This is a genomic window from Streptomyces sp. Ag109_O5-1, from assembly GCF_003814875.1.
Taxonomy (GTDB): Bacteria; Actinomycetota; Actinomycetes; order Streptomycetales; family Streptomycetaceae; genus Streptomyces; species Streptomyces sasae.
In genome coordinates this window covers 2,873,376-2,891,737 of the sequence record NZ_RKQF01000001.1, presented here as the reverse complement: position 1 = coordinate 2,891,737, position 18,362 = coordinate 2,873,376, and the positions used below count along the sequence as shown (strand labels likewise).

Here is an 18,362-nt window from a genome sequence, read left to right as displayed (position 1 = left end):
ATATGCCCGGTGGGAGGCCCGGGGCCACGGCCCAGGGAAGCAGGTCCGGGCCGGGATGCCGAGGGGCGTCGGCATCCCGGCCCGGGAGCGGCCGCCGGTTCAGGCGGCCGTGACTCAGAGGGTCCTGACTCAGAGGGTCGTGACCGGGGTGGCCGTGGCCTCGGCGGTCGTGACCTTCACCGGCTCGGTACCGGCGGCGCTGTGCCGCGCGGCCCAGCTCTCCAGCGCGGTCCGGCAGGCGTGGTCGAGGTGGTGCAGCCCGGACAGGTCCACCCGGATCGGGCGGTCCTGGGGCAGCGCCTCCAGGCTGTCCAGGATCTTGGGCAGCCGCAGGAAGGTCGCGTTGCCCGACAGATGGGCGTCGATCGGGCCCGCGCCCTTGTCGACGATCTCCAGCTTGAGGTGCGAGGCCTCCCAGGCCGTCTTGACGATCGACAGGGCCAACCCGATGAGCACGCCCTCGAACATGCTGACCGCGACGATCGACACCGCGGTGACGACCAGGATCAGCGCCTCGCCCCGGTGCTCGCGCCAGAGCGCGGTCAGCGCACGCACGGGGATCAGCTTGGCGCCCGAGTAGACCAGGATCCCGGCGAGGGCCGGGATCGGTATGTAGCCCAGGACTCCCGGCAGCAGAGCCGCGAACAGCAGCAGCCAGACGCCGTGCAGCACCCGGGACGCCTTCGTCCGGGCGCCGGCCTGGACGTTGGCCGCGCTGCGCACGATCACCGCGGTCATCGGCAGCGCGCCGAGGGCCCCGCAGAGCGCGTTGCCCGCGCCCTGGGCGACCAGCTCCTTGTCGTACTCGGTGCGCGGGCCGTTGTGCAGCCGGTCCACGGCCGCCGCGCTGAACAGCGACTCGGCGGACGCGATCAGCGTGAACGCGACGATCGTGCCGATCACCCCGAGGCCCGCCAGTTCGCCGAAGGCGCTCAGCGGCGGCGGCTGGACGGAGCCCAGCAGCCCGTGCACCTCGACGGTGGCGACCGGGAGGTCCAGGAAGAACGCGGCCAGGGTGGCGAGACCGACCGCGGCCAGCGGTCCGGGGACCGTCCGTACCTTCGCCGGGACGTGCTTCCACAGCACCAGGACGGCGACGGTGCCCGCGCCGAGAGCGAGCGAGGCCAGCGCCTTCCCGTCCCCGAGCGCGTCCAGGAACGCCCCGGGCAGTCCCGCTATCTTGCCGGGGCCCGACGCCGGGGCCTTCGTGGCGAGCGCCGGATACAGCTGGCCGGCGATCAGGACCAGACCGATTCCGGCCAGCATGCCCTCCACGACCGAGATCGAGATGGCCCGGAACCAGCGTCCCAGTTTCAGGACGCCCATGGTGATCTGCAGGACGCCGGTGGCCAGCACGATCACGCCGAGCACCGGCAGCCCGAACTCGTGCACCGCCTCGAAGACGAGCACGGTCAGTCCGGCCGCCGGACCGGACACCTGGAGGCTGCTGCCACGCAGCAGCCCGGTGACGATGCCGCCCACGATGCCGGTGACCAGGCCGAGTTCGGCCGGGACACCGGAGGCGACGGCCACGCCCACGCACAGCGGGAGCGCGACCAGGAAGACGACGAGAGAGGCAGCGAAGTCCTGCCGTATGTAAGGGAACCTGATGTGGGGGAACTTGGTCATCGCGACGCTCACAGGGTCTCGAACGCGTCGGTCTCCGTGCGGTGTTCGCGCACGGCACCGGTGTGGACCTCGTAGTACCAGCCGCGCAGGGTCAGCCGACCCTCCGTCAGCTTCCGGTCGATGAACGGGTAGGAGCGCAGCCGCAGCAACTGGGCGAGCACATGGCTCTGCACGCCCTCGGCCACGGCCGGGTCCTCCGCCGTCCCGGTCGGGCGCGGCTCGGCACGCGCCAGCCAGTCCCGTACGGCGGGTACGGCGGTCAGGTCGTCGCCGCGCACCAGCGCGCCGACGGCGCCGCAGTGCGAGTGCCCGCAGACGACGATGTCGCGGACGCCGAGCACCTCCACGGCGTATTCGATGGTGGCCGCCTCGCCGGTCGGGTGTTCCGAGGCGTACGGCGGGACGATGTTGCCCGCGGTGCGCAGCTCGAAGAGCTCACCCGGGCGGGCGCCGGTGATCAGGGCCGGGACGACCCGGGAGTCGGAGCAGGTGATGAACAGCACCTGCGGGGACTGGCCTTCGGCGAGTTTGGCGAACTCCTCAGGGCGCTGTCCGAACGTACGGGCGTTGTCGATGAGGGGCTGCATGCTGTGTGGACTCCTCCTGGCGCGCCGCGACGGCGCGTCGGGCTTGCACGACGGTCGTGGGGGGGTGAAGAGCCGAGGCGGAACCCGCCTGTCAGCAGCGGAAGACCTGGAGCGCGGCCGGTGAGAGGGCTCTCGACGGTCTTGACGGGTGCCGGTGCTTGGCGGCGGGCGGCAGCGAGGCGCGTATGGCCGTGGTGTGCCGGGCGGCGAGCGGCCGGTCGTCGGCCCAGCCGGCGGGGGAGGTGCGATGGCGGTCGGCGGCCGGCGGCGGGCTGGGAGGCTCCCCGCACCGGCCGTGGTCGCGGAGGGTGTGCGAGCCGTCGCGCACGGCCTTCACCGGGGGCTTGAATCCGGGCTGGGCCTTGGCCTCGACATGACTGAGGGTGTGCGCGGCCGCGAAGGTTGCCGCGGGCGCGAAGAACTGGACGGCGAGCAGGGCGGCGGCCAGGAGCGAGAGTACGGTCCGGGCCGTCGTACCTCGGAACATGAGCCCCCCTCGCAGCAGTTCGCGCCTCTTGTGCACATCAAGCACAGGTCAATGGTTGGTCAAGAAACACGTTAACCCCGCAAAGTTGTTTGCAGGGTTAACTCGGTGTTGCGAGCCGAAGAGAGCGTGAAAAGTGCCGGTGATGTGGCCTGATCGGGCTCTTGACCTTGGGGGCTTGATCAACTAAAAGGTGCCTACCCGGCGCTCACAAGCCCCTTGGCGTCCCTCGCCAGGGCGGTGAGCCGGGATATCGCGCGGAAGTACTTCTTCCGGTAGCCGCCGTTCAGCATCTCCTCGCTGAACAGCTTGTCGAAGGGCAGTCCGGAGGCCAGGACCGGGATCTCGCGGTCGTAGAGCCGGTCCGCGAGGACCACGAGCCGCAGTGCGGTCGACTGGTCGGGCACGGCCTGGACGTCCGTCAGGCAGACGGCCGTCAGCCCGTCGGTCAGCGCGCCGTACCGGCTGGGGTGCACCTTGGCCAGGTGGTCCAGGAGGTGCGGGAAGTCGTCGAGCGAGGCGCCCGGCGTGGCGTACGCCGCCTTGGTCACCTGTTCGTCGGAGTAGGGCGCCGGCGCCTCGGGCAGGCCGCGGTGGCGGTAGTCCTCGCCGTCGATGCGCAGGGCGCGGAAGTGGGCGGACAGGCCCTGGATCTCGCGCAGGAAGTCGGCGGCCGCGAACCGGCCCTCGCCGAGCTTGCCCGGCAGGGTGTTGGAGGTGGCGGCGAGCGCGACCCCGGCGTCGACGAGCCGGCCGAGCAGGGTGGAGACGAGGACCGTGTCGCCGGGGTCGTCCAGCTCGAACTCGTCGATGCACAGCAGCCGGTGGCCGGAGAGGGTCTGCACGGTCTGCTGGAAGCCGAGGGCGCCGACCAGGTTGGTCAGCTCCACGAAGGTGCCGAACGCCTTCAGGGCGGGCTCGGCCGGGGTGGCGTGCCAGAGGGAGGCGAGCAGATGGGTCTTGCCGACGCCGTACCCGCCGTCGAGGTAGACCCCGCGGGGACCGGCCGGGGTCTTCGGGGCCCTGGCCTTGCCGAAGCCGAAGAAGCCGCGCTTGCCGCCGGCCGCCGCGTGCGCCCCGCCGAGACCGCCGGCGAAGCCTTCCAGGACCCGTACGGCCTCGGTCTGGCTCGGCTGTTTCGGGTCCGGGAGGTAGGTGGCGAAGCGGACCGAGTCGAAGCGGGGTGGCGGCACCATCTCGGCGACCAGCCGGTCCGCGGGAACGTGCGGCGAGCGGGCGCACAGGGCCAGCGGGCCCGTGTCGGCTATGGGGCTGACCTCGGATGTGGCGGGAGAAGAGGACACGGTTACCCATGCTAGTTGCCGTGCCACACTGCACGGCATGCGACGCCTGTTCCCTGTGACCGAAGAGACAGCAGCCCGGGCCGGGGCCTTTGACGGTTCGGCAGTGGCGGAGGGGGCCGCGGCTCCGGGGGAGAGGCCCGGGCGCGGCTCCGGGGCCGGCGCCGAGGGGCCGGGATCCGCCGGCGGCGGATCCGCGGTGACGGCCGCGGCGGTCGGTGCCGATCTCGTCGACCGGGAGTGGAGCCTCGCCGAGCTGGCCCTCGCCTACTCCTACCCGGAGTCCGCCGGGCGGGAGGTCTGGCTGCGGGCCAACATGGTGTCCACGCTCGACGGGGCCGGTCAGCACGACGGGCGGTCGCAGCCCATCTCCGGCGCGGCCGACATGCGGATCTTCGGCACCCTGCGGGCGCTCGCGGATGTCGTCCTGGTGGGCGCGGAAACGGTACGGCAGGAGGGGTACCGGCCGGTACGCGCGCGTGCGGAGTTCGCCGCGGCCCGGGCCGCGGCGGGGCAGGGTCAGGCCGCCGCGGTCGCCGTCGTGAGCGCGAGCCTGGACCTCGACTTCTCGGTCCCGCTGTTCACCTCGCCCCTCGTGCCCACGCTGGTCCTCACCGGCGCGGCGGCGGCCCCCGACCGGGTCGCGGCCGCCGAACAGTCCGGGGCCCGGGTGGTGATCGCCGGTGACGGCAAGGGTGTCGACCCCGCCCGCGCGGTACGCGCACTCGCCGGCCTCGGCCACACCCGGCTGCTCACCGAGGGCGGTCCCCGGCTGCTCGGGCAGTTCGTCGCCGCGGACGTCCTCGACGAGCTCTGCCTGACGATCTCCCCGATGCTCACGGCGGGGGACGCCCAGCGGATCTCCGGGGGACCCCGCGTGGCCGTGCCCCACCGCTTCGAACTAGTGTCCCTGCTGGAAGAGGCCGGATTCCTGTTCGGTCGCTACCGCCGGTCCTGAAATCAGCGGAATCAGTCGTTCCGCTTAGCTTCGGACGGGCACACTAAGTCCGGCACTACCCGTGCGATCACGGGGCAGGATGGTTTCCGCAGGGGTGCTGGGCCCCACGGAGGACAGAGGGTCGAAGCGGCCCTCTAAGGAGAAGAGGCGCCTGGTGTTCACAAGCGTTCTGATGATCGAGAAGGCCCTGACGTCCGCCGACGTGGAGTTCGTCACCACCTTGCACGGGGACGAGCAGGTCTCCTTCCATGTGCTGCTCCAGCCCCGCGGCGACCAGGCGGACCGTCTGCTGCGGGCCATCGACGACATCGCGCTCGGCGAACTGGACGAGGCCGCGCGCGAGCGGGAGACGCCGGAGGGGGACGCGGCGAAGGAGCCCGCCGAGCAGGCGCTGGACGTGTCCCTGACGGCTCTGCGGACGGCGGGGAGCGCGGCGGAGGGGCGGCTGGTCGAGGACCATCCGCTGGACGCGCTGAAGAAGCTGGTGGAAGAGGTCGGCGCGGACGAGGTGATCGTGCTGACGGATCCGCACTATGTGGAGGAGTTCTTCCACCGGGACTGGGCGTCCCGGGCGCGGCACAAGGTGGGGGTGCCGGTGCTCAAGTTGTTCTCGCACAGCAAGGCCTAGGGGTTCGCGCCGGGCGCCGTAGGGGTGCGGTGCGTCGGCGGGTGCGGCTTCGTCGTGGCTTGTCGCGCAGTTCCTCCCCCAGCCTTCGGCCGGGGGTACCCCCAGCGCCCCTGACGGGGCGCTGATGCCTGCGCCCCTTGCAAAGCTCCCGCGGTCCGAGCGCATAGGCTAGGCACGCTTTCGCACGTACCGTCTCTGGGGAGAACTACATGGCACCCGGCCTTCCTTCCGCCATGGACCGACCGCACTTCATCGGCATCGGCGGCGCCGGGATGTCGGGGATCGCCAAGATCCTCGCCCAGCGCGGGGCCGCGGTGGCCGGCAGTGATGCCAAGGAGTCGGCCACCGCCGAGGCGCTGCGCGCACTGGGTGTCACCGTGCACATCGGGCACGCGGCGGAGCACCTCGCGGACGACGCCAGCTGCGTCGTCGTGTCGTCGGCGATCCGCGAGGACAACCCCGAGCTGGCGCGCGCGGCCGAGCTGGGCATCCCCGTGGTGCACCGGTCGGACGCGCTGGCCGCCCTGATGGACGGTCTGCGGCCGGTCGCGGTCGCGGGCACCCACGGCAAGACCACGACCACCTCGATGCTGGCCGTGTCGCTGACCGGGCTGGGCCGTGAGCCGTCGTACGCCATCGGCGGCGACCTGGACGCCCCCGGCTCCAACGCCCTGCACGGCGAGGGTGAGATCTTCGTCGCCGAGGCGGACGAATCGGACCGCAGCTTCCACAAGTACGCGCCCGAGGTCGCCATCGTCCTCAACGTGGAGCTCGACCACCACGCCAACTACGCCTCGATGGACGAGATCTACGAGTCCTTCGAGACCTTCGCGGGCCGGATCGTGCCCGGCGGCACGCTGGTGGTCAACGCCGACCACGAGGGCGCCCGGGAGCTGACCCGGCGGGTCGCCGGCAAGGTGCGCACGGTGACGTACGGCGAGGCCGCCGACGCCGACGTACGCGTGCTGTCGGTCGTACCGCAGGGCCTGAAGAGCCAGGTCACGGTCCTGCTGGACGGCACCGAGCTGACCTTCACGGTCTCCGTCCCCGGCCGGCACTACGCGCACAACGCGGTCGCCGCGCTGGCCGCGGGCGTGGCCCTCGGGGTCCCGGCCGCCGAACTCGCACCCGCCCTGGCCGCGTACACCGGCGTGAAGCGGCGCCTCCAGCTCAAGGGCGAGGCGGCGGGCGTCCAGGTGATCGACTCCTACGCCCACCACCCGACCGAGATGACCGCCGACCTGGAGGCGATGCGCGGCGCCGCCGGTGACAGCCGCATCCTGGTCGTCTTCCAGCCGCACCTCTTCTCCCGCACCCAGGAACTGGGCAAGGAGATGGGCGACGCGCTGGCCCTCGCGGACGCCTCGGTCGTCCTCGACATCTACCCGGCCCGCGAGGACCCGATCCCCGGGATCACCAGCGAGCTGATCATCGAGGCGGCACGGGCCGCCGGCGCCGACGTCACCGCCGTCCACGACAAGGACGAGGTCCCCACCGTGATCGCGGGAATGTCGAAGCCGGGCGATCTGGTTCTCACCATGGGCGCGGGCGATGTGACCGACCTGGGCCCGAGGATCCTGGAACGCCTGGCGAAGTGAGGGGCTGAGAGTCATGTCGTACGACGTCGAGAAGCCGGACGAGCAGTGGCGGGCGGAGCTGACGCCGGCCGAGTACGCCGTGCTGCGTCAGGCGGCGACCGAGCCGGCCTTCAGGGGTGAGTACACCGACACCAAGACCAAGGGCGTCTACTCCTGTCGCGCCTGCGGTGCCGAACTGTTCACCTCCACCACCAAGTTCGAGTCCCACTGCGGCTGGCCGTCCTTCTACGACCCGAAGGACACGGACGCGGTCGAACTGGTCGAGGACCGCACCCACGGGATGGTCCGCACCGAGGCGCGCTGCGCCCGCTGCGGCTCGCACCTCGGGCATGTCTTCGAGGGCGAGGGGTATGCGACCCCGACCGACCAGCGGTACTGCATCAACTCGATCTCGCTGCGGCTGACCGAGGACGAGAGCTGACCGCAGGCGCGGCAAGGAGCGCCGGGCCGGGCGGGAGCGCCCGGCCCGGCGTCGGCCGGTCACGCGAGATCGGCCACCTTGCGCCGGGAGACGACGACGGTCAGGCCGCCGACGGCGGCCAGGGCGAGCGCGACCATACCGAGCGCGGTGGCGACCGCTCCGGCGATGAGAATCATGCCCCTCGACAGCCGTCGCACCGCGAACTGCACGCCGGTCGCGGTCAGGAACATCACGAACGCCATGGACCCGGCGACGATCCGGTCGGCCGTACCGAGCAGACCGGACAACAGCGACGGGCCGAGCGAGAGCACGAACGACCTCGCGGTGATGCCGGGCCCGAACACGGCGATGCCGAGGGCGAGCCGGCGGCCGTCGCCGTGCGGGACGCCCGGTACACGGATCCAGGCCCCCTCGGCGGGGGCGGCCGGGCGGCGTACCGGCATGCGCAGCGCGGCGAGGACCGCGGTGGCGAGCAGCACCGTCTCGACCACGAAGACGGTGAGGGGCGGCGGCGGGTGCAGGTGCGGGCGGCTGGTGCCCGTCTCGGCGCTGTTTGAGATTCTGTGAGGGTGTCGGGTGTCGCGCGATGGTTCCAGTCCCGTAGGGGACCCGCGTCCGCCGACGGCCCGGGCGGGCGGGGCGGACGCGGCGGGGCCGCTGCGGGCGCCCGTCCCGCCGCGTCACTCAAGGCGCTGCGGACGGCGGCGGCCGGTGTCGGCACCACCCTCGACGAGCCCACGACCTGCGCGGAACTGACCCGGGCGGTGGTACGGCTCGCCGGTGGCGGCGCGGCCGTGATCCGGCGCGTCGGTGAGAAAGTCTCCGGCTACGAGGCGATCACCGGCGACACCGACCTGCTGCCCGACGCCCGCTGGGCGACGGCGGTGGCCCGGGACGCGGGAACCCCGGCGGCCGACCACTGGGCGGACCCCTGGCTGTCCCGCCCGGTCGCCGACCGTACCCGCCCGGCCCTGTGCGTACCCCTGACCAGCGGATCCGAGCAGTACGGCGTCCTGGTGTGCGCCCGCGAGGGGATCGCCTTCGCCCGTGCGGAGGCCGAGCTGCTGGCCCTCCTCGCCGAACGGGCCGCGTCCCACATCCGGCACGCCCGGGAGTACGAGCAGGTCAACCGCACCGCCGGTGACCTGCAGCGCGCCCTGCTCGCCGAACCCGGCCGGCCGCACCCGAACCTGGACGTGGCGATCCGCTACCTTCCGGCCGGCCGGCGGGTGCTGGTCGGCGGCGACTGGTGCGAGACCGTACGGCTGCATTTCGGACGCACGCTGCTCGTCGTCGGCGATGTGATGGGCCACGGTCTCGAAGCCGCGGTCGACATGAACGCCTACCGCTCCCTGCTCCGCTACATCGCCTCCTCCGAACTGCCTCCGCACCGGGTGCTGCGCCAGATGGACGACATCGCCGCCGCCGAGGCGGACCGAAGACCCGCCACGTGCCTGCTCGTGCGAGTCGACCCCAGCCGAGGCCAGGTCACCCTGGCCAGCGCCGGCCATCTCCCGCCCGCCCTGGTCGCCTGGGACGGCCGGACCTCCCTCCTGCCGGTCCCTGTCGGCCCACCCCTGGGCACCGGCTTCGGCGGCTACGAGGCGACCACCCACCAGCTCGAACCCGGCCAGGCCCTGGTCCTCTTCACGGACGGCCTCGTCGAGCACCGGGGCGAGGACATCGACCGCTCCCTGCGCCGGCTCGCCGACCTCCACTTCAGCCCCGCCGTCGGCGTCGACGCCCTCCTCGAATCCATCCTCACCCGCCTCGACGTCCGCAACGCCGAGGACGACGTCGCGGTCCTGGCGGCCCGCCCGCACGCCCGGCAGGGCCCGGCCGAGCAGGAGGAGGGCGACGAGGACATGGAGGTGGCCTGAATTCTCCGCCGAGGGGCTTCCCGAGGGGCTTCCTGAAGGGCTTCCTGAAGGGCTTTCTGACGGGCTTTTCGATGGACTTCGCGAGAGGCTTTCCGAGGGACTTTCCGAGGGAGCGGCGACGGATTCTCCGGCCGCGGTCGCCACCGGCCTGCTCGCCGAGGACGGTGTCACGCACGTCGCCGCCGACGCCACCGACGAAGCGGTGGCGGAGGGCGTCGTCCGCGTGTACCGGCCGGGTCCGCTCGTCCTCGACGCCGGGCAGCGTGGTCGTCACCACGGCCGGCGGGGCCGCCCTGTCCGGCTCCCCGCTCAGCGGCGGATACGCCCGCGCCGAGGCGGGCGTCCGCCGTCTGCGGGGTACGGGGCGTCTGCGGGGTACGAGGGCGAGGATGCGCAGCGGTCCGTGCTCACCCGCTCAGCCGGGGCAGGGTCAGGGTGAAGGCCGTCGTGTCCGTCGAGGCGTCGCCGAGCGCGATGGTTCCGCCGTGTGCCTCCACCAGCGCCCGTGCCACCGACAGGCCCAGGCCGCTGCCGCCGCGATCGCGGCTGCGGGCCTTGTCGACGCGGTAGAAGCGGTCGAAGACCCGGGCGCGGTCGGCCGGCGGGATGCCGGGACCCTGGTCGGTCACGGCCACCGACGCCGAGTCGGAGGCGACGGTGACCGTCACGGCGACCGGTGTACCCGTCGGTGTGTGCACCGCCGCGTTGGTGAGGAGGTTGTCCAGGACCTGGCGGATCCGGACCGGGTCCAGGCGGACCGGCACCGGTTCCGGGCCGACGGACACCGTCAGGGGATGGTCGGGACGGGCCGCGCGGAAGGCGTCGGCGGCCTCCCGGACCAGCTCCGCCAGGTCGGTGTCCTCGGGGCGCAGCGGCGTCTCCACCTCGGCCGCGTCCAGGCGGGCGAGGAGCAGCAGGTCGTCGAGGAGGACGCCCATCCGGGCCGCCTCGGCGCGCAGCCGGGCCAGGTGCTTGTCGCGTTCCTCGGGCTGGTTGGCGGCCGCGTACTGGAAGAGGTCGGCGTAGCCGCGGACCGACATCAGCGGGGTGCGCAGCTCGTGCGAGGCGTCCGCGACGAACCGGCGCAGCCGCTGCTCCGCCTCGGCACGGACCGCCAGCGAGTGGTCGATGTGCTCCAGCATCGTGTTGAACGCGGTGCGCAGCTCCTCCACCTCCGCGCCGCCGCCCCGCTTGTCCGCGCGCAGCGGCAGCCGGGCCGCCGACTCCGTCAGATTGTGCGAGGCGATCCCGTGCGCGGTGTGCGCCATGTCGCTCAGCGGCCGCAGGCCGTTGCGCAGCAGCCGGCGGCCGATCACCACCAGCGCCAGCAGGGCCAGCCCGAAGGCCACCACCTGGACCGTGACCAGCCGTCGTACCGTGTCGTCGATGCTGTCCATCGGCGCCCCGCTGACCAGCACCACCCCCGGCTCCACCTCGCAGCCGCGCAGCCGGTACTCGCCTTCGCCGGTCAGGTTCTCGGTGCGCAGCACCTCCGTGCCCGCGGCTATCTGCGCCTTCGCCACCGAAGTGAGGTCGCCGATGTCCTGGGGCAGATCACCGGTCTCCTCGGGCTTGCGCAGCACCGGGGTGCCGTCCGAGACGTCGTACACGGCGTAGTACCAGCGGTAGTACTTCTTGCCCTGGAGGGTGCCGTTCTGCTCGATGCTCTTCGACTGGGCGGTCTGGGCGAGCCCGAGCTGGTCGTCGAGCTGGGCCGACAGGTAGTCCCGCATATAGGTGGTCAGGGCCGTGCCGACGACCGCGAAGACCACCAGGGCCAGCGCCCCCAGCCCCAGCGCGAGCCGGGTGCCCAGCCGGGTGCTCCGGTACGAGCGCAGCAGCCGGCCTATCACTCCGCCGCCTGCTGCCGGATCACGTACCCGAAGCCGCGCACGGTGTGGATCAGCGACTCCCCGCCGGCCTCGTCCATCTTGCGGCGCAGCCGGCTGACGACCAGCTCGACGACGTTGGAACGGCCGCCGAAGCCGTACTCCCACACATGGTCGAGGATCTGCGCCTTGGTGAGTACCGTCGGTGACTTGCGCATCAGATAGCGCAGCACCTCGAACTCGGTGGGGGTGAGGGACAGCAGCCAGGTGCCGCGCCGCACCTCCCGGGTGTCCTCGTCCATCGTCAGGTCGGCGACCTGGAGCACCGAGCGCTGGAAGCCGGGTCCGGCGCTGCGCCGCAGCACCGTACGCAGCCGCGCCATCAGCTCCTCCACCGCGAACGGTTTGACCAGGTAGTCGTCCCCGCCCCGGGTCAGCCCCGCGACCCGGTCGGCGACCCCGTCGCGCGCCGTGAGGAACACCACCGGCACCATCGCCCCCGACTGCCGCAGCCGGTCCAGGACGCCGAAACCGTCCAGGTCCGGCAGCATCAGGTCGAGCACGACGATGTCCGGCCGGAACTCGGCGACCCTGGCCAGGGCGTCCTCACCGGAGTACGCGGTGACCGCCTCCCAGCCCTCGTACCGTGCGACCGTCGCGACCAGGTCGGCGATCGGCGGGTCGTCGTCCACGACGAGGAGTCGTACTTTTTCCACCCGCTCATATTGCGCCACCCGGTCGTGGACGCCAGACCCGTGCTCACACAGAGAACACATCGATAACCAGTTGAAAGCAGTCCGACAGGAAAACGACAGCAGCCGCGGGTGAAGCTCGACTCCCAGGACCCGATCAAGGAGCTGCCGACCCGTGACGACCGTCCAAGCACCCCCTGCGCCCCCCACGGCGATACGCCCCAGGGTGGTGGCCCGCACGGGCCTGTACGCCGTGCTCGCCGTGAACGCGGCTGTGGTCGCCTACTTCTTCGCCCAGGCGGGCTTCGCCTCCAACGCCCTGATCGTCATCGGCCGCTTCTTCGGCCTCTACGGCGCTCTCGTCATGGCCTTCCAGCTGGTGCTGGTGGCCCGGCTGCCGTGGCTCGACCGCCGGATCGGCATGGACCGGCTGACCTCCTGGCACCGCTGGACCGGCTTCGCCCTGCTGTGGACGCTGCTCGCGCACGCCGTCTTCATCAGCTTCGGCTATGCCGACGGCGCGGGCGTCGGCCCGGTCGGCGAGCTGGTCGACCTCGCCGAGACGACGGAGGGCGTGCTCCGCGCGACCGTCGCCCTCGGCATCATCATCGTGGTCGGCGCCGTCTCCGCCCGCTACGCCCGCCGCCGTCTCGCCTACGAGACCTGGCACTTCATCCACCTGTACACCTACGTGGCCGTGGTACTCGCCTTCAGCCACCAGGTCGCGGTCGGTACGACCTTCACCGCCTCGTCGTCCGCGACGGCCTACTGGTACGCGGTGTGGGCGGTCGCCCTCGGCTCGGTGGTCCTCGGCCGTGCCGTGCTCCCGCTGTGGCGCAACTACCGCCACCAGTTCCGCGTCTCCGCCGTCGTCCCCGAGTCGGACAACGTGGTCTCGGTCCATGTCACCGGCCGCGACCTCGACAAGCTGGGCGCGCAGGCCGGTCAGTTCTTCCTCTGGCGGTTCCTGACGAAGGACCGCTGGTGGCAGGCCAACCCCTTCTCCCTCTCCGCCGCCCCCGACGGCCGCACCCTGCGCCTGACCGCCAAGGCGGCCGGTGACGGCAGCGCCGCCCTGCGGCACCTGAAGGTCGGCACCCGGGTCTTCGCCGAGGGCCCCTACGGCGCCTTCACCACCCTGCACCGGCAGAAGACCGAGTCCCTGCTGATCGCGGGCGGCGTCGGTGTCACCCCGATCCGCGCGCTCCTGGAGGACATCGAAGGCCACACGGTCGTCATCTACCGCGTCGGCACGGACCGCGACGCCGTCCTCTACGGCGAACTCCGCGACCTCGCCGTCGCCAAGGGCGCCGAGCTGCACCTGGTCACCGGCCCGCCGGTCCCCGACAGGCTGGGCCCCCGCGAACTGGTCCAGCTGGTGCCGGACATCGCCGACCGGGACGTCTTCCTCTGCGGACCGCCCCCGATGATGAACGCGGTGCTGCGCACCCTGGGAGACCTGGGCGTGTCCAAGCCGCAGATCCACTTCGAGCGTTTCAGCCTGGCGGGATGAGAGAGACACCGTGAAGCGAGCCATACCTGTCGTCGCCCTGAGCATCGCGGGCCTCATCCCCGTCTGGCGCTACGAGCCGTCGATCGGCGGTACGACGTCCTCCACGGCCGAGCCGGCCACGACCCCCTCCGCCTCCACGACCGCCGCCTCGGGCACGGTCGTCAAGGGCACGACCATCACCACGGACAAGGGTCCCGTCCAGGTCCAGGTGACCTTCTCCGGTGACAAGATCACCGCGGTGAAGATGCTCCAGCAGCCGAACCACCCGCAGACGACGGCCGCCGTGCCGGTGCTGATCTCGGAGACGCTGAAGGCGCAGAGCGCGGACATCGACACGGTGTCGGGTGCGACGATCACCAGCGATGCGTACAAGAAGTCGCTCCAGGCGGCGATGGACAACAACGCGAAGTCGGCGTCCGCGTCACCTTCTGCTTCTGCCTCGGCTTCTGCCTCGGCTTCTGCCTCGGCTTCCGCCGCCTCGAAGGTGGTCGCCGGTTCGACGGTGAACACCGACAAGGGCCGTGTCCAGGTCCAGGTGACCTTCTCCGGTGACAAGATCACCGCGGTGAAGATGCTCCAGCAGCCGGACCACCCGCAGACCACGGCCGCCGTGCCCGTGCTCATCGCTGCGACACTGAAGGCACAGAGCGCGGACATCGACACCGTGTCCGGCGCGACGATCACCAGTGACGGCTACAAGGAGTCCCTCCAGGCCGCGATCGACGCGAAGGGCTGATCATGCACCGAGTCGAACACGTCATGGGCTTCCCGGTCTCGCTCCGTATCGACGACGAGGGGGACTTCGAGGAGGCCGCGGACACCGCCTTCGCATGGCTGCGTGAGGTGGACGAGCGGTTCAGCCCCTTCCGGCCGGACAGCGAGGTCTCCCGGCTGGACCGGGGTGAACTCTCCGAGTCCGAGCTGAGCCCGGACCTCACCGAGGTGCTCGCGCTGTGCGAGGAGTACCGGCTGGCGACCGGTGGCGCGTTCGACGTACGGCTGCCGGGCCGGGGGCTCGATCCGTGCGCGGTGGTCAAGGGCTGGTCGGTGCAGCGGGCGGCGGAACTGCTGTCGGCGGCCGGGGCGAAGCGGTTCTGCCTGAACGCCGGGGGCGACGTGGTCGTGGCCGGCGGACCCTGGCGGGTGGGGGTACGCCACCCCGAACAGGCCGATCAGCTGTGCCTGGTGCTGGAGATCACGGACGGGGCGGTCGCGACCTCCGGCCGCTACGAGCGGGGGGACCACATCGTCGACGGCCGCACCGGCCGCCCGGCGACCGGCCTGCTCAGCGTCACCGTCGTCGCCCCGACCCTGACGGAGGCAGACTCCGCGGCGACGGCCGCCTTCGCGATGGGCACGGAGGGCGCCGCATGGGCGGCGGCCCGCCCGGGCTGCGAGGTGTTCGTGGTGGACGCGGAGCGGGCCGTACTGCGGACGGCGGGGTTGCCGGTCGCCGCGTGACCTCGCAAACGCATGAGAAGGCGGGCCGCTCCTGGCGGCCCGCCTTCTCGTTCGGGACGGGGATCAGCTGACGTCGGAGGCGTCCAGGCGGTACAGGCCGCTGCTGGTCGAGGCCGAGGCCGAGGTCGAGGTCGATGACGTCGAGGTCGACGAGCTCGAACTGCTGCTGTATGCCGAGGACTTGACCGCCGTGCCGTGCTTCTTGACCCAGGCGGCGATCTCCGAGTTGGTGCCCTGGCCGCCGTCGCTGCTGACGATGATGTAGTGCAGCTTGCCGGCCTTCACCAGGCTCTTGAGCTTGGCGAGGGTCATCGCGTTGTCGCTGCCGGACCAGCCGCCCATGGAGATGACGGGCCGGCCGGACTCCAGGATGATCGAGGAGGCCGTCTGGTCGGTGGCCACGGCAACCAGCCAGGTGGCGCCGTCCTGGTGCTTCTTGAGGTACGTGATCATCTCGGAGGTGACCTGGGAACCGCCGCCCATGCCGCCGCCTCCGCCCATCTGACCGGCGTCGCTCGTGGACTTGCCGGACGAGGGGGAACTGGTGCCGGACGGCGGCTGGCCCATCGACTGACCGCTGGAGCTGGAGCTGGAGCCGCCGGGGAAGCCGCCGCTCGGGGCGCTCCCGCTGCCGCTCTTGGTCCCGTTCGGCGCGCTGCCGCTCGGGCGCTGGCCGCCGCCGCCCATACCGCCCATGCCGCCGCCGGTGCTGGGCCCGGCCGTCGGGTTGGTGCCGTTGGTGCTCGCGGTCGTGGCCGCCGAGACGGAGTAGGCGGCCGGGCCGGCCAGCAGGGCGACGATCGCCGCCAGCGCCGCGAAGCCCATCAGCTTCTGCCGCTTCATGAACCGCCCGACCAGCAGCCCGGTCACCGCGAGCGCACCGGCCAGACCGGTCACCACCTCGGCGACCGTGTACACCGTGCCGGAGCCGGAGACCCGCTGGAGCAGGACGACCGCCCAGACCGTGCTGGCCGCGACGGCCGCCGGGAGCGCCCAGCTCCTCCCGCACGCTCGAATACGCTCGCGCGGGGGGACCCCCATGGCGGCGGAGCCTTCCCGGAAGGCCTTGTACAGCATGACCCCGCCCGCGCCGGCCAGGGCGGCGATCCCCGGCGCCATGGCGGTGACGTAGTACGGGTGGAAGGTGCCCTCGGCAAGGGAGAAGGTCAGGAAGTGCAGGACGAACCAGCCGCCCCACAGCATCAGCGCGGCCCGCCTGGCGTCGGTGCGCGGCGCCCGGCCGCGCAGCACCAGTCCGCCGGCGAGGGCGATCGCGGCGAACGGGATCAGCCAGGAGATCTGGCCGCCCATGATGTCGTTGAACATCCGGTACAGGCCCGCGCTGCCGCCGAAGCTGGCGCCGTTGCCGGCCGAGCCCACCGAGGAACTCGCACCGAAGATCCGGCCGAAGCCGTTGTAGCCGATGACCAGGTCCCACACGGTGTTGTCGGTGGAGCCGCCGATGTAGGGCCGCGAGGAGGCCGGGATCAGGTCGACGACCACCATCCACCAGGCACTGCTCACGACGAGGGCGGCCGTGCCGACGGCGAGGTTGCGGATGCGCCTGCCCAGCGACAGGTCCGTGGCCCACAGGTAGACCAGGAAGAACGCGGGCAGCACGACGTACGCCTGCATCATCTTGGTGTTGAACGCGAACCCGATCGCGACCGCCGACCAGACCAGCGGCAGCAACCTGCCCGTGCGCACGGCCTTCAGCAGCGCGGCCGCGCCGAGCAGCATCAGGAAGACCAGGATCGGGTCGGGGTTGGTGTCCCGGTTGATGGCGACCGTGATGGGCGTGAGCGTCAGCACCAGCGCGGCGATCGTGCCCGCGACGACCCCGAAGTCCCGCTTGACGAGGCGGTACAGCAGGGCGACCGAGCCGGTACCGACGGCCACCATCGGCAGCATCAACTGCCAGGTGCCGTAGCCGAAGGCGCGGGCGGACAGGCCCATCACCCACAGTGCGAAGGGGGGCTTGTCCACGGTGATGAAGCTGCCGGAGTCCAGGGCGCCGAAGAAGAACGCCTTCCAGCTCTTGGTGCCGGAGTAGACCGCCGCGTCGTAGAAGGTGTTGCCGGTGAGGGAGGAGAGGTTCCAGGCGTACAGGGCGGTGGCCAGGAGCAGGATCGCCCACAGGGCCGGGCGGGCCCAGCGCGGGTCCTCGGGGGCGCCCATGAACAGCCTTCTGGCGCGGGAGACCGGCGGGGCGCCGGCCCGGTGCCGGCCTTCCTGGGCCGGGGCGGGCGGCGGGGCGAGGGTCGTCATGACGCGTACTCCATGGGCTCGACGGCGGTGGCTGCCGCGGTGGGCAGGGCCGTGACGTTCTGGGGGACGGTGGTGCGGCGGGGTACGGCGTTGATGCGGGTGCGGCCGGTGACGGTGGCCCGGAACATGCGGCCGATGCCCTTGAGGTCGTCGACGGCCGTGTGGACGATGTCGACCCGGCTGTCGGGGTCGTCGACCCAGTCGACCGGGACCTCGTGGACGCGCAGCCCGTTGCGCTGGGAGAGCACGAGCAGTTCGGTGTCGAAGAACCAGGCGGTGTCCTCGATGTGCGGGGCGAGGGCGCGGAAGACCTCGGTGCGCACGGCCTTGAAGCCGCACTGCGCGTCCGAGGTGGGGGTCCCCCCCGCTCGAGCGCAGCCGAGAGTGGGGGAGGGCCCCGAGCCCTGCCTTGAGGAGCAGGTTGTAGGAGCGTGAGATGAACTCCCGCTTCGGGCCGCGCACCACGGCCGACTGCCGGTGCAGCCGGCTGCCGATGGCGAGGTCGCTGTGCCCGGACAGGAGAGGCGCGACCAGGGGCAGGAAGCCTTCGAGACCCGTCGAGAGGTCGACGTCCATATAGGCGACGACGTCCGCGGTGGAGCGGCTCCACACGTGCTTCAGGGCGCGGCCCCGGCCCTTCCGCTCCAGCCGCCGTGCGTGCACGTGCGGCAGGCGCAGGGTCAGGCCGGTCGCCACCGTCCAGGTGGCGTCCGTGCTCGCGTTGTCCGCGATCGTGATGCGGAACGGGAACGGGAAGGACTCTTCGAGGTATGAGTGGAGACGGCCGATGCTGTCGGCGAGGACGTGTGCCTCGTTGTAGACCGGCACCACGATCTCGACCGACCGTCGCCGGACGCCTCCCGCGTTCGTTTCGTTCATGACCATGACGATCGGACCCCTGTCTGGGGCGGTCGTGAGGCTTCACTGAGCGAAGAATGAGAATCAGGGAACTCACAGGTTCCGCACAGTGGGCACCGGACGGAGTCCCAGGTACCGGGCCGGAACCGAGCCGCAGCCGGGCGGTCGCGCGCTGGTGGAAGCGATCTGAGACACACTCAATTCGCTTTCCGAGCGGAAATGGTGATTCTTGTTCACTCGCTCGGGTAGTGCGCG

16 protein-coding genes and 2 pseudogenes are annotated in these 18,362 nt (G+C 71.8%); 8 read left to right on the top strand and 10 right to left on the bottom strand.

Going from position 1 to position 18,362, the window contains the following annotated elements:
• Positions 1-129: 129 nt before the first annotated feature.
• From EDD90_RS12950 to zapE, 4 genes are all read right to left on the bottom strand, one after another.
• Positions 130-1,629 (bottom strand): SulP family inorganic anion transporter, encoded by a 1,500-nt coding sequence (locus EDD90_RS12950; protein WP_123973160.1) that lies wholly within the window; start codon positions 1,627-1,629, stop codon positions 130-132.
• 8 nt (positions 1,630-1,637) lie between these two features.
• Complete coding sequence (locus tag EDD90_RS12945; protein ID WP_123973159.1) at positions 1,638-2,216, bottom strand: carbonic anhydrase; 579 nt, start codon at positions 2,214-2,216, stop codon at positions 1,638-1,640.
• A 91-nt stretch (positions 2,217-2,307) separates the two neighbouring features.
• On the bottom strand, positions 2,308-2,703 hold the full coding sequence (locus tag EDD90_RS12940; protein ID WP_123973158.1) for a hypothetical protein: 396 nt from the start codon (positions 2,701-2,703) through the stop codon (positions 2,308-2,310).
• Between the two features lie 194 nt (positions 2,704-2,897).
• On the bottom strand, positions 2,898-4,004 hold the full coding sequence (zapE, locus tag EDD90_RS12935) for a cell division protein ZapE (RefSeq protein WP_123973157.1): 1,107 nt from the start codon (positions 4,002-4,004) through the stop codon (positions 2,898-2,900).
• A 37-nt stretch (positions 4,005-4,041) separates the two neighbouring features.
• On the opposite strand from zapE, the gene EDD90_RS12930 reads away from it, so the two are divergent.
• From EDD90_RS12930 to msrB, 4 genes are all read left to right on the top strand, one after another.
• Positions 4,042-4,959, top strand: coding sequence for a pyrimidine reductase family protein (locus EDD90_RS12930; protein WP_260327832.1), 918 nt, complete (start codon positions 4,042-4,044; stop codon positions 4,957-4,959).
• 154 nt (positions 4,960-5,113) lie between these two features.
• The gene (locus EDD90_RS12925) at positions 5,114-5,587 is read left to right on the top strand and encodes an indole-3-glycerol phosphate synthase (RefSeq protein ID WP_123973156.1); all 474 of its coding nucleotides are present in this window, start codon (positions 5,114-5,116) and stop codon (positions 5,585-5,587) included.
• 209 nt (positions 5,588-5,796) lie between these two features.
• Positions 5,797-7,185, top strand: coding sequence for a UDP-N-acetylmuramate--L-alanine ligase (murC, locus tag EDD90_RS12920; RefSeq protein WP_123973155.1), 1,389 nt, complete (start codon positions 5,797-5,799; stop codon positions 7,183-7,185).
• Positions 7,186-7,198: 13 nt separating this feature from the next.
• Complete coding sequence (gene msrB / locus EDD90_RS12915; RefSeq protein WP_123973154.1) at positions 7,199-7,606, top strand: peptide-methionine (R)-S-oxide reductase MsrB; 408 nt, start codon at positions 7,199-7,201, stop codon at positions 7,604-7,606.
• A 116-nt stretch (positions 7,607-7,722) separates the two neighbouring features.
• On the opposite strand, the pseudogene EDD90_RS12910 reads toward msrB, so the two are convergent.
• A pseudogene (locus tag EDD90_RS12910) lies at positions 7,723-8,121 on the bottom strand (MFS transporter); the annotation flags it as partial.
• A gap of 54 nt (positions 8,122-8,175) precedes the next feature.
• Between EDD90_RS12910 and EDD90_RS12905 the strand changes: the two are divergent.
• The gene (locus EDD90_RS12905) at positions 8,176-9,486 is read left to right on the top strand and encodes a PP2C family protein-serine/threonine phosphatase (protein WP_123973153.1); all 1,311 of its coding nucleotides are present in this window, start codon (positions 8,176-8,178) and stop codon (positions 9,484-9,486) included.
• 407 nt (positions 9,487-9,893) lie between these two features.
• Here EDD90_RS12905 and EDD90_RS12900 read toward each other — a convergent pair whose 3' ends face one another.
• Together EDD90_RS12900 and EDD90_RS12895 are read right to left on the bottom strand one after the other, a co-directional pair.
• Entirely contained in the window at positions 9,894-11,339 is a 1,446-nt protein-coding gene (locus EDD90_RS12900; RefSeq protein ID WP_123973152.1) for a cell wall metabolism sensor histidine kinase WalK, read from the bottom strand.
• Positions 11,336-12,031, bottom strand: a complete 696-nt coding sequence (locus EDD90_RS12895) for a response regulator transcription factor (protein WP_123973151.1) — start codon at positions 12,029-12,031, stop codon at positions 11,336-11,338. Before EDD90_RS12895 ends, EDD90_RS12900 begins: the two co-directional genes overlap by 4 nt.
• Positions 12,032-12,182: 151 nt before the next feature.
• On the opposite strand from EDD90_RS12895, the gene EDD90_RS12890 reads away from it, so the two are divergent.
• From EDD90_RS12890 to EDD90_RS12880, 3 genes are read left to right on the top strand one after another with little or no spacing between them, the layout of a single operon-like run.
• Complete coding sequence (locus EDD90_RS12890; protein WP_123973150.1) at positions 12,183-13,520, top strand: ferric reductase-like transmembrane domain-containing protein; 1,338 nt, start codon at positions 12,183-12,185, stop codon at positions 13,518-13,520.
• A gap of 10 nt (positions 13,521-13,530) precedes the next feature.
• Entirely contained in the window at positions 13,531-14,256 is a 726-nt protein-coding gene (locus tag EDD90_RS12885; protein WP_123973149.1) for an FMN-binding protein, read from the top strand.
• 2 nt (positions 14,257-14,258) lie between these two features.
• Positions 14,259-14,981 carry an FAD:protein FMN transferase gene (locus EDD90_RS12880; RefSeq protein WP_123973148.1) on the top strand — a complete coding sequence of 241 codons (723 nt, stop codon included), beginning with the start codon at positions 14,259-14,261 and terminating at the stop codon, positions 14,979-14,981.
• A 63-nt stretch (positions 14,982-15,044) separates the two neighbouring features.
• Here EDD90_RS12880 and EDD90_RS12875 read toward each other — a convergent pair whose 3' ends face one another.
• From EDD90_RS12875 to EDD90_RS58560, 3 genes and pseudogenes are all read right to left on the bottom strand, one after another.
• Positions 15,045-17,249: a glycosyltransferase family 39 protein gene (locus EDD90_RS12875; RefSeq protein WP_123973147.1), complete on the bottom strand. Its 2,205-nt coding sequence runs from the start codon at positions 17,247-17,249 to the stop codon at positions 15,045-15,047.
• A complete protein-coding gene (locus tag EDD90_RS58565) occupies positions 17,246-17,572 on the bottom strand; it encodes a hypothetical protein (RefSeq protein ID WP_311737285.1) in 327 nt (108 codons plus the stop codon). The genes EDD90_RS12875 and EDD90_RS58565 overlap by 4 nt, the downstream gene beginning before the upstream one ends.
• Positions 17,573-17,732: 160 nt before the next feature.
• Positions 17,733-18,128: pseudogene (locus EDD90_RS58560) on the bottom strand (glycosyltransferase); the annotation flags it as partial.
• Between the last annotated feature and the right edge of the window lie 234 nt (positions 18,129-18,362).